The 2,737-nt window shown below is 73.3% G+C and carries 3 protein-coding genes; 1 reads left to right on the top strand and 2 read right to left on the bottom strand.

What is annotated here, in order from left to right:
• The coding region (locus IBL25_RS25575) for a glycosyltransferase family 4 protein (protein ID WP_187781262.1) at positions 1-1,002 on the top strand (1,002 nt) is incomplete at its 5' end.
• A gap of 217 nt (positions 1,003-1,219) precedes the next feature.
• On the opposite strand, the gene IBL25_RS25580 is transcribed toward IBL25_RS25575, so the two are convergent.
• Together IBL25_RS25580 and ribA are read right to left on the bottom strand one after the other, a co-directional pair.
• On the bottom strand, positions 1,220-1,732 hold the full coding sequence (locus tag IBL25_RS25580) for a L,D-transpeptidase family protein (RefSeq protein ID WP_187781263.1): 513 nt from the start codon (positions 1,730-1,732) through the stop codon (positions 1,220-1,222).
• Positions 1,729-2,737, bottom strand: a 1,009-nt coding sequence (gene ribA / locus IBL25_RS25585; protein WP_238940667.1) for a GTP cyclohydrolase II, incomplete at its 5' end; no start/stop codon positions are given. The genes IBL25_RS25580 and ribA, both read right to left, overlap by 4 nt.

The raw sequence follows: 2,737 nt of genomic DNA on the forward strand, positions 1-2,737 counted from the left end.
GGCCTGGTGCAGGCCGGGCGCCGGCTGCTGCGCCCGGCGCCCAGCACCCCGGGCGGCCCGGAAGCCGTGCCCGGCCAGGATCTGGCCGAGGCCGCCAAGCCCGGCGACATGCTGCTGATCCTGGGCTCCCCCTGGTTCCGCACCGATTATGCCGAGCTGCTGCAGGCCATGCGCGCCCGCACCAGCCTTGGCATCGCCATGCTGGTCTATGACCTGATCCCGCTGACCCGGCCGGAATTCTGCGACCCGGGGCTGGTGCGCACCTTCCGGGCCTGGTTCTCCAGCACCATGCCGCTGGTGGACCGCTTCATGGCCATCTCCCGCGCCACGGCACGGGACCTGGAGCGCTATGCCGCCGCCACCAACCTGGCGCTGAAGCACCCGGTGGCGGTGCTGCCCATCGGCACCGGCTTCGGCGAGGCCGCCCCGCCCGTGGCCTCACCCCGCGTGAAGGCGCTGGAGCCCGGCTATGTGCTGCTGGTCTCCACCATCGAGGCGCGCAAGAACCACCTGCTGGCCTTCCGCGCCTGGCGCCGGCTGGTGGAGCAGATGCCGCCGAGCCAGGTGCCGACCCTGGTCTTCGCCGGCCATGTCGGCTGGATGGTGGCGGACCTGATGCAGCAGCTGGAGAATTGCGGCTGGCTGGGCGGCAAGGTCGTGCTGCTGGAGGACCCCAGCGATGGCGAGCTGGCGGCGCTCTATGCCGGCTGCCGCTTCACCCTCTTCCCCTCCCATTACGAGGGCTGGGGCCTGCCGGTGACGGAAAGCCTGAGCTTCGGCAAGATCTGCGTCTGTTCCTCCACCACCTCGGTGCCGGAGGCGGGCGGGCCCTTCTGCCTTTACCACGACCCGGAGGATGTGCCGGAGGCCGTGGCCATCCTGCGCCGGCTGATCGCCCACCCGGCGGAGGTGGCGGCGATGGAGGCCCGGCTGCGGCAGGAATTCAAGCCCCGGACCTGGACGCAAAGCGCGGAGGCGCTGCTCCAGGCTGTGGGTGGCTGAAGTGTCACGCCTGCGGGTTGTGTGGCCTTGAGGCAACGGTGTGGCGTGTAAAAGCCATGTCTACCCCCGGGGGCCTGGGTCGAGGGGGGTAAGTGACGTAAGCTCGGGCCAGACCGCGATCTTCCCCCGATCGCAGCGGTCTCGGACCTCCTCCCCCGGAGGTACCCCATGGCAGCACCGGGCACTCCCCTGCTCGGTGCTGCCGCCCCAATCCCCGCTAGGCTTCCACCAGGATCCCCGTCAGGCCCATGGCCAGCAGCGCCCGCAGGTCCGGCAGGTCCAGCGCGACGCAACCCTCGGTCGGCGGATAATCCGGGCGCGCCAGATGCAGGAAGATGGCGCTGCCGCGGCCACGCACCACCGGGTCGTCGTTCCAGCCCAGGACGCCGACGATGTCGTAGACATGGTCCGCCCGCCACAGCTCCTCGTGCCGCCCCGGGTAGGGCAGGCGGACGGGGCGGTTATAGGCGGGGTCGGCCGGGTCGTCGCACCAGCCGTCCTGGGGGCCGATCGGCTCCACGGGCACGGCGCAGGCCGGCGCGGGCAGGCGGTCGGCGCGGTAGAGCACCCGGCGCAGCGGCAGCAGCCCGGTGGGGGTGGCGCCGTCGCCTTCCTCCTTGCCGGCGCGGATGCCGCCGCGCCCCAGGGCGCAGCGGAAGGCGCGGTTGCGCAGCCGCAGCAGGCCGCCGGGCCCCACCACGGCGATGCTGGCGCCGATGGCCGAGCTCATCGCAGCAGATGCCCGAATCGGGCGGCCTTGGTTTCGAGGTAATGGTCGTTGACGCCATTGGCGGCGAATCGGTGCGGCTCCCGCCCCGCCACCTCGATGCCGCAGGCGGCGAGGCCGGCCACCTTGTCCGGGTTGTTGGTCAGCAGCCGGATACGGGGGATGCCGAGCTGGCGCAGCATGGTGGCCGCCACCAGGAAGCCGCGCTCATCGGCGCCGTAGCCCAGGGCGCGGTTGGCATCCAGCGTGTCCAGCCCCTGGTCCTGCAGCGTATAGGCCCGCAGCTTGTTCACCAGCCCGATGCCGCGCCCTTCCTGGGCCAGGTAGAGCAGCACGCCGGCGCCATCCTGCGCCATGCGGGCAATGGCGCCGCGCAGCTGCGGGCCGCAGTCGCAGCGCAGGCTGCCCAGCAGGTCGCCGGTGAAGCATTCGGAATGCACCCGGGTCAGCGGCGCGCCGCCGGCGGCGCTGAGCCCTTCCGGGTCGCCCACCAGGATCGCCAGGTGCTCGATGCCGCCATCGGCGGCGCGGAAGGCGACGATGCGGGCCTCCGGCGCATCCTCCAGCGGCACCCGCGCCTCGGCCACGCGGGTCAGCGTGGTGGCGGCGGTGGCGGGATAGGCCAGCACCTCGGCCGCCGGCAGGCTGAAAAGCCCCAGTGGCGCGGCTTCCGGCACACGGGCCTCAGGCACCGGTGCCGCCACCAGCGCCGGCAGCAGGCGGCCCAGCTTGGCCAGCACCAGCGCCGCGAAGGCCAGTGGGGGCGGCGCGGCCAGCTCCGGCGTTTCCGGCAGCAACTGCTCGGCCACCGGGTCGGCCAGGCTGCGCAGCCGCGCCGGGTCCAGCAGGGCCGGCGGCAGGGTCAGGGCAACAGGCGTTTCCTCCACGGCGGAGGCAGCGGGAATGGGGCGGTGCAGCACCGCCGCGGCGCGGGATGGCGCCAGCAACAGCAGGGGCGGGGCCGAAGCCAGGGCCGCCAGCTCCGCCAGCCCGCGCGCGCCCACCGTC

The organism is Pseudoroseomonas ludipueritiae, from assembly GCF_014490445.1.
Taxonomy (GTDB): Bacteria; Pseudomonadota; Alphaproteobacteria; order Acetobacterales; family Acetobacteraceae; genus Pseudoroseomonas; species Pseudoroseomonas ludipueritiae.

What these genes read in the sequence shown, in the direction of transcription:
- IBL25_RS25580 (WP_187781263.1), bottom strand. Translation starts at nt 1,732, where the DNA reads ATGAGCTCGGCCATCGGCGCCAGCATCGCCGTGGTGGGGCCCGGCGGC.